We start from the raw sequence: 6,384 nt of genomic DNA on the forward strand, positions 1-6,384 counted from the left end.
GGACTTCCGCCGCATCGCCACCCGGTACGACAAGCTCGCTCGCAACTACGCCTCAGCCGTCGCCCTGGCTGCAATCATCGCCTTCTGGTGCTGATCGAGTCCAAACCCTAGGAACACCAGCGCGATAGCGGATCGGATCATCGAGGCCCCTCTCCCAAGGGGAAGACGATAGCACGCTGGATCCGACGATATCTACGGCAAGCCGCTACTCGACGCTGCGCCACTTCACAGGCCGCAAGCTGTCGAAGATCAGTTTTCAAGCGCGTGCGCCGGAGCACCGCCGAGGCCTATGGGTTGTGAGAACTTAGCCTCCACACAGAGCAATTACTTCTGCTCGATGGAGGGTCCCATGCCCTACACTCCGGCCACCCGCGAGACGATAAGGCTCGACGAAGGCGAAGCGATCGTTTTTCTTCCGCCCAATCTGTCCCAAAAGAGTATCGAGATCCTTCAGGTTCAACTTGGAGAGCTGGCCGCGGGATTGCGCTTAAGGAGCAGTGAGGACGGCCAATCCTACTTGCGCGGGCTGGCAGGCTTGGCAGCTCACATCGCCAACTGACCAGTAGTGGCAGATTTGCAGATCACTACCCCTATTCCGGAAACTGTTCGGCCGCCTTCCGCGTCTCCAGGACGTCCCTTGTGAGTGCTGTTTGCGGAAGATGCCCGCTTGGCCGATCGGGGCGGGCACCTTCGTGTCAGGCGACCAGCTCGGACAGCTCGACGACCTCGCAGGTATCAGCCCGCTGCCGCCAGTCTACGATGCTGGCGGCCTTACAGAATAGCGCCTTTGCTGCATCGGCCGCCGCTTCTCCGTAGCTGGCGGGCACAACGGCCTGTTGCTGTAGAACCCGATGCTCGTAGCCGCGGCCATCTGAGACGATCTTATGGAAGGTGACGAGGAACGTGCGCATGGCGTGCACCCCAGTTCGAGTCGCCGCCGAGATTAGAACTACGTAGGGCGGAGCGCTATATCCAATGCAGCGGCGTCGACGTATTCAGCGCCACCAGGACGCAGCTCGGCCGGTCCTATCGGGCTTTTCTGTTCTGACAAGCCTCATCAGTTAATTAGTAAGCATTTGGCATCACTAGCTGCGGGTCGGCAGCGTTCTATTCAGGATAGCTCCTCCGGACCCGCTGCCATGATGGTCACCTTTTTCGACCCAATCAGCGGGAAAATGGTGACGATCAGCGTGCCTTCGCCAAAACCACGTTAGGGCACGTCGGGCGCCCATCATCCTCGTTCGGGAATGGCTTGATGCCGCCGGCATCACGTCCGGTCCGGCGTTCCAGCCGGTATCGCGGTCAGGGCGGGTGCGGAAAGCGGCTACTGTGCCCGATGTGGCTCCTCGGCTCACACACCGGTCCTTCGCCAACATCCTGCAAGGGTACTGCGCAGCCGCGGGGCTCGACGCCTCGACCCTCGGGGCACACAGCCTGCGGGCCGGCTACATCACCACGGCAGCCGAGCGCGGGGCAGATCTCGCCCGCATCATGGATCAGTCAGGCCACCAAGACCCGCGGACCGTGGTTGGCTACATCCGGCGGGCCAACGCCTTCAAGGGGCGCTCGGGGAGTAGGTTCTTATGATCCAGAACCGCGGCCTGGAGTGGGCTGCGCACCTTGTCACCGAGCAGGTTGCCTCGGCCGCTTGGCCGGCCCGTGTTCCGATAAGCCGTACCCAACAATCAGTCGAGACGGCGGCAGTGCCCATGCGGCAAGGGTGCGTAGGCCCTTCAGCATAGTTGGTGTCGCAGTCCCAATGCGGCTGACGATGGTCAAGCAATGCCTCTGCAGGAGTTTGAGTTGCACCTACGGCGGGTCTCCCCGGTCACGCCAAACCGTCACCTTTCGCGCCCTCCGATGGCCCGGTTTCACCTGCGGCACGCCTGGGACCGCCGGGAACAGGGTCGTGCGGGAGCTATTGAACCCACGGGCTCAAAGGAGAGGACCGAACTTTTGGTCACCGGAATGCGCCGTGCAGCGCTGGCAGTGGTCGGGGCCGCGGCACTCGGGCTCGTCGTCCGGGCGCGCACCTCCGGAGTCAGTCTGCGTGCCGCACTGATCAACGACGTGCTCCTCCCGCTGAGCGGCATGAAGCGCAAGGCGCGCGACGCCCGCGCGTTGCCACGCCAGATCGCGCGTCACCGTCGGCTCGAGCCCGCGCGGCCCTCGGCCCGGCTGCGCCGAAGGCTCATCGTTGACGCGGAGGTCTTGGACGGCGCGGAGGTGTTCACGATCCGGCCGCGTGGCGCATCGTCGGGCACGACGATCCTTTATCTGCACGGCGGCGCCTGGGTCTTCGACGTGCTCGCGCCGCACTGGTGGATTGTCGACGCTCTGATCGCACGTACCGGCGCCCGGGTCATTCTCCCACGCTATCCGCTGGCGCCCGAATGGACGTGGCGGGAGACCTACGCGTTCCTCGAGCGGCTCCTCGGTGGCGAACTCGCCACGGATCGTGAGCGCCTGATCGTGGCGGGCGACTCCGCGGGCGGCTGCCTGTCGGTGGGTCTCTGCCAGCGGCTACACGCGCGAGGCGAGAAGTGTCCCGCAGGTCTGCTGCTGTTCTCTCCGGCCCTCGACCTGACCTTCGCAGATCCGCAGGTGCATGCCCTGGCGCCCCACGATCCGATGCTGGCCGTTGCCGGCTGCCGAGCGGCAGCGCGCCTGTGGGCAGCCGAGACGCCGCTGACAGACCCACGCATCAGTCCCCTGTTCGACAGGCTCGACGGCCTGCCGCCGGTGACCATCTTCACCGGTACACGGGACCTCCTCCACCCGGACTCCCTTCGGCTGCACCAAGGTCTGAGGGGTGCGGGACAGGCGGTCGCGCTGCACTGCTACAGGGGCATGTGTCACGTCTTCGTCGGCGCCCCGATACCGGAGGCGGACCGGGCCCTGGACGAAGCGGGCGCGTTTGTCAGGGGCTGCGTGGGTGCAGCCACCGCCGCGCCTGATCGTGTGGCCAACCCTCCGGTCGGGCGCCGGGCGTGAGCAGGAGAATGCCCCAGCCCATCCGCTGATCCCGGAGGCGTCGATGGTCAGCGGAGCTAATCACGGCAGAACCCTGAGCGCCGCTCACCGCGCCCAGGCCAATCCACGCTGCTAGTGCGTCGTGCGCAGGCGGCACCGGCCGCGCGCGAACAGGAGGACACGGCAACCAGCGCGCTCGCGAGCGGGAGCGTAAGGGTGCTCATCGCCGCGATAAAAGGAGAAGGTGAGGGCGACACAAAGATCCGCGTGTGAGGCTACGCCTCCGCCGGCTCCTTGACCTTCCGCGACCGGCCAGCCCGCTTCGGCTTGTTGGACATGGTCTCAGCGGGCGTAGCAGCCTTAGGAGCGGCTTTCCTGCGCAGCTGGCCAAGGCCGAGGCTCTTGGCCAGTTCAGAGCGCTGCGCCGAGTAGCTGGCAGCCGTCGAGGGGTAGTCCCGCGGCAGCCCGAAGCGCTCCCGGTACTCCTCGATCGTCATGCCGTTGCCGCTGAGGTGGCGCTTGAGCGTCTTGTACGGCTTGCCATCAAGGAAGGAGATCAGCGCGTCTGGGGTCACCGACTTCCGGATCTGGGCGGCCGTCAGCTTCTCGACAACACGAGCTTCGGCCGCGGCACCCTGGCCAAGCCTGGCGATCGAAGCGTGAACGCTGCGAAGCAGTTCCGCGATATCAGCGGGTCGCACTGGGTTGTTGGAGACGTAGGCCGAGACGATGTCGGCCGCAAACTGTACATAATCGACCGCGGCAGCCTCGCTTGTCTCTGCGTCTTCGTTCACGATGCACCTGCTCTTAAGAGTGGGATACCAATGTGCTTTCTCGCAAAATAAAGCAATAGGACAGCGAATATTTATAAGATTTTCGCTGCTGAGAAGTCCGCAGACAATCTACGTCTCCGGCCTGAAGCGCGCGGCGTACCTCCGCGGCACGCTTAACCCCGACGCCCCAGTTGGTTCTTGTGAGCGTGTGCGATCTGAAGTGGTCGCGCTCTGCTTGCCTCCGATAAGGCGGACGGTATCGGAAGTCAGAGGTTGGCGCTTTCCCCGTCCATTACACTGAGGCAGCGCCCGGCCGCGGCAGGGCCGGCCGTGCGAAACTCAAGATATTTGCACCACTCGGCCACCAGCTGAAATCATTGCCCTTTTTTGTTGCATATATCCGGTGCATAATGGGCTCATGATTTACGGCTATGCGCGGGTATCGACGGACGGGCAGGACTTGGCCGTGCAGCGGGGGCAGCTCGAAGCCGCTGGCTGCGCCCGCATCTTCTCCGACACCTTCACCGGCACGACGACGGACCGCCCTCAGCTCAAGCGGCTCATGAAGGCGCTGGCGCCTGGCGATCTGGTCATCACGCCTGCCGCCGACCGGCTGGCGCGCGATCCGACCGACCTGCTGGTGCTGGCGAGGGAGATGCAGCAGGCCGGGGCCGCGATGCGGTCCCTGGCCGAACCCTACATCGACACGGCAGGTGGCTTCGCGGAAGTCGTGCTGGCAATCCTAGGCGTGACTGCCAAGCTCGAACGGCGGCGCATGCTCGATCGGACGGCGCATGGTCATGTCGCTGCGAAGGCGCGCGGGGTCCGGTACGGCCGCAAGCCGAAACTGACGCCGCACCAGCAGCAGGAAGCTCTACAGCGCAAGGCGGCTGGCGAGCCGGTGCGAGTGATCGCGCGGAGCTACAACGTCAGCCACAGCACGATTTCAAGGCTTTAGATATGCAGCATAAATTCGATGAGAAGCCGCAGACACAATTTACGCCAGAAGCACAGTCCGCAATTTCTCAAATACGAGAGAGCACATATTCTGTGTTAGTCGGACGAAACAATTCAGGTAAATCATTCTTACTTAAGAATATAGCTCAACAATGGGGTGTAAAGGCATCGTATATAGGACCCGCGCGCTATCAGAATTTTAATCTGCTGACTCCATTCGCACCGAATAGTAATGCGGCACAGCAAAAATTTCAGAATTTTATAAACGAATTTTCTAACCAGAGTCATAATCTAGACAATTCATCTGCAAATCTACAGCAGGCCATATCGGAATTATCTGACGTAGCTAGAGGATATTTCGCCGAGATTATGGATAACCTGCTCGGCGCACAGATAGAAATATTAACAACTATACCCGGCAATTCTATGTCTCAAAGATATGTCTCGTGCAACGGGCACAACATTTCTTATACGAGTTCCGGTTTTAGGCTGATCGCAACGCTCGTTACAAGCCTGCTGAACCCCGAATATGATACATTTCTTATAGATGAACCGGAATTAGGTATCAGTCCTGAAGCTCAGGGCATACTTGCAGATTTTATATTCGATAGAGAAAAAAGAGCAAAGTACTTTTCTCATATTAGAACACTCGTAATGGCCACGCATTCTACCGTGTTTCTTGACCACAAAAATATCACGAACAACTATATTGTTTCTAAGACCGATCTATCTATTAACGTGAATCGCGTAGCCAATCAGTATGATTTCAACAAAATTCATTTCTTTCTCCTTGGTAATAGATTTGAGACTCTTTATCTGCCCTCCTGCATTGTCCTTGTAGAAGGCAAGACAGATCATAAATTCTTGGAGAAGCTATTTGCAATTAGATACGCGAGCTATAAAATCAGCGTAATAGCAGCGCATAGCGACAGCAAAATAAAAGAGCACCTTAATTTTGCGAAAGGAATGCTGTCAGATTTTCAGAGAAGCCCATACAGAGACAGAATATTTGTCGTACTTGATGCTACGCATACAAGAGGATTAGCTGATGAATTGGCCAGGATGGGCCTGCCTCGTGATAATATTATTGTTTGGCCAAGAAATGGAATTGAATACTATTATCCAGATGCTGTTATGGACACTGTTTTCGGATCAGGCGGCGCTATCACCATCAGCGGCGACAACATTACAAGAAATGGCATAACGCTGCACAAAAACGAACTCGCTGATCGAGTGATAGCGCTTCTCCAAGCTGCAACTCCAATGAACCCGGAGCTAGTGTCACTCTTCCTTGCTAAGGTCGAGGCCACTCTGGGTTTCGTATGACTGATGGGGTGAAAGGTAGACCTTTCGCCCCATGATCTTCATGCGAGGGCGCTCTCCCAATCCTGCCTACCGTGCAGGACGCGGACGATAAGGACGCCTGGCCCTTCCTCGACATAGACGATCATGTGCGCCTGGTAGGGGTGCAGGCGGACGGGCGGCGTGAACTCGTCGCGCAGCCGTGCCAGCCGCGGCTGGCTGGCGAGGAGCGCGAAGGCGGCGAACAGCCCATCGTAACCGATCGGCTGTAAGCGCTGTCTGGGCGGCACCTTCCGGCAGACGGCGTGAAGGCGACATACGGAGCGGATTGGGAGCTCCGTCACATGTCGATGTCAGGGCGTATGGCTATGTCGGAGCC

Annotated in this window: 8 protein-coding genes and 1 pseudogene; 6 read left to right on the forward strand and 3 right to left on the reverse strand. The window is 59.9% G+C overall.

Going from position 1 to position 6,384, the window contains the following annotated elements; translation table 11 throughout:
* Both MFF58_RS31010 and MFF58_RS31015 read left to right on the forward strand, forming a co-directional pair.
* Positions 1-94 (forward strand): annotated as a pseudogene (locus MFF58_RS31010) (IS5/IS1182 family transposase); the annotation flags it as partial.
* Positions 95-349: 255 nt separating this feature from the next.
* On the forward strand, positions 350-559 hold the full coding sequence (locus tag MFF58_RS31015; RefSeq protein ID WP_238294087.1) for a hypothetical protein: 210 nt from the start codon (positions 350-352) through the stop codon (positions 557-559).
* Between the two features lie 136 nt (positions 560-695).
* On the opposite strand, the gene MFF58_RS31020 is transcribed toward MFF58_RS31015, so the two are convergent.
* Complete coding sequence (locus MFF58_RS31020) at positions 696-911, reverse strand: hypothetical protein (RefSeq protein WP_238294088.1); 216 nt, start codon at positions 909-911, stop codon at positions 696-698.
* 418 nt (positions 912-1,329) lie between these two features.
* Between MFF58_RS31020 and MFF58_RS31025 the strand changes: the two genes are divergently transcribed.
* Both MFF58_RS31025 and MFF58_RS31030 read left to right on the forward strand, forming a co-directional pair.
* Positions 1,330-1,587, forward strand: coding sequence for a tyrosine-type recombinase/integrase (locus MFF58_RS31025; RefSeq protein WP_238294090.1), 258 nt, complete (start codon positions 1,330-1,332; stop codon positions 1,585-1,587).
* A 369-nt stretch (positions 1,588-1,956) separates the two neighbouring features.
* Complete coding sequence (locus tag MFF58_RS31030; protein WP_238294092.1) at positions 1,957-2,994, forward strand: alpha/beta hydrolase; 1,038 nt, start codon at positions 1,957-1,959, stop codon at positions 2,992-2,994.
* Positions 2,995-3,248: 254 nt separating this feature from the next.
* On the opposite strand, the gene MFF58_RS31035 is transcribed toward MFF58_RS31030, so the two are convergent.
* Positions 3,249-3,767: a Ros/MucR family transcriptional regulator gene (locus MFF58_RS31035; RefSeq protein WP_238294094.1), complete on the reverse strand. Its 519-nt coding sequence runs from the start codon at positions 3,765-3,767 to the stop codon at positions 3,249-3,251.
* Positions 3,768-4,164: 397 nt separating this feature from the next.
* Here MFF58_RS31035 and MFF58_RS31040 point away from each other — a divergent pair, with 397 nt between their 5' ends.
* Positions 4,165-4,704: a recombinase family protein gene (locus MFF58_RS31040; protein ID WP_238294096.1), complete on the forward strand. Its 540-nt coding sequence runs from the start codon at positions 4,165-4,167 to the stop codon at positions 4,702-4,704.
* Positions 4,705-4,706: 2 nt separating this feature from the next.
* Positions 4,707-6,029: an ATP-dependent nuclease gene (locus MFF58_RS31045; protein ID WP_238294098.1), complete on the forward strand. Its 1,323-nt coding sequence runs from the start codon at positions 4,707-4,709 to the stop codon at positions 6,027-6,029.
* A 38-nt stretch (positions 6,030-6,067) separates the two neighbouring features.
* Here MFF58_RS31045 and MFF58_RS31050 read toward each other — a convergent pair whose 3' ends face one another.
* Positions 6,068-6,295 carry a type II toxin-antitoxin system RelE/ParE family toxin gene (locus MFF58_RS31050; protein ID WP_238294100.1) on the reverse strand — a complete coding sequence of 76 codons (228 nt, stop codon included), beginning with the start codon at positions 6,293-6,295 and terminating at the stop codon, positions 6,068-6,070.
* Positions 6,296-6,384 lie beyond the last annotated feature (89 nt).

The sequence above is a fragment of the Methylobacterium longum genome (assembly GCF_022179385.1).
GTDB classification, from domain to species: domain Bacteria; phylum Pseudomonadota; class Alphaproteobacteria; order Rhizobiales; family Beijerinckiaceae; genus Methylobacterium; species Methylobacterium longum.